Here is a 552-nt window from a genome sequence, read left to right on the forward strand (position 1 = left end):
AGGTGCTGATTATGCTTACTGATAAAGAACAGCAGGTGCTTGATGCAATAGACAAGTATCAACGTGAGAATAAATGCTCTCCAACCTTTGAAGATATTGCTGTTTTACTGGGACTAAAGTCAAAAAGTACAGCGCATTATCATATTAAAAGCCTGAAAGAAAAAGGATATATCCATATTCCGGAAGGTAGACGCAAATATATTGAAATCGTTAAAGGTGTTAATGATTTTAACATCCCATTAGTGGGTACTATTGCTGCGGGATTACCATTGGATGCTTATGAGGTGATAGAATCAGTTGATTTATCAGCGATGGTGAGTGCTAAAGATCGCTACTTGCTGAAAATATCTGGTGAGTCGATGAAAGACAGCGGAATTATGGATGGTGATCTGGTGCTTATCCAAAAACAGCAGCTTGCTCGTGATGGTCAGATCGTTGTTGCATTAGTGGATGAAAAAGAAGCGACTCTGAAAGAGTTCAGGATGCAAAATAGCACTTCAGTTGCTTTGATTCCACATAATGATGCGATGCAACCAATGGTTTATCCTGCCA

The 552-nt window shown here is 39.3% G+C and carries 1 protein-coding gene; it reads left to right on the plus strand.

All coding sequences use genetic code 11. The features are described 5' to 3' along the window. Window positions 1-552 (plus strand): transcriptional repressor LexA (lexA, locus tag IE867_RS14575; protein WP_318779358.1); only part of this gene is annotated, 552 nt, incomplete at both ends.

Source organism: Cysteiniphilum marinum (assembly GCF_014857925.1).
Taxonomy (GTDB): Bacteria; Pseudomonadota; Gammaproteobacteria; order Francisellales; family Francisellaceae; genus Caedibacter; species Caedibacter marinus.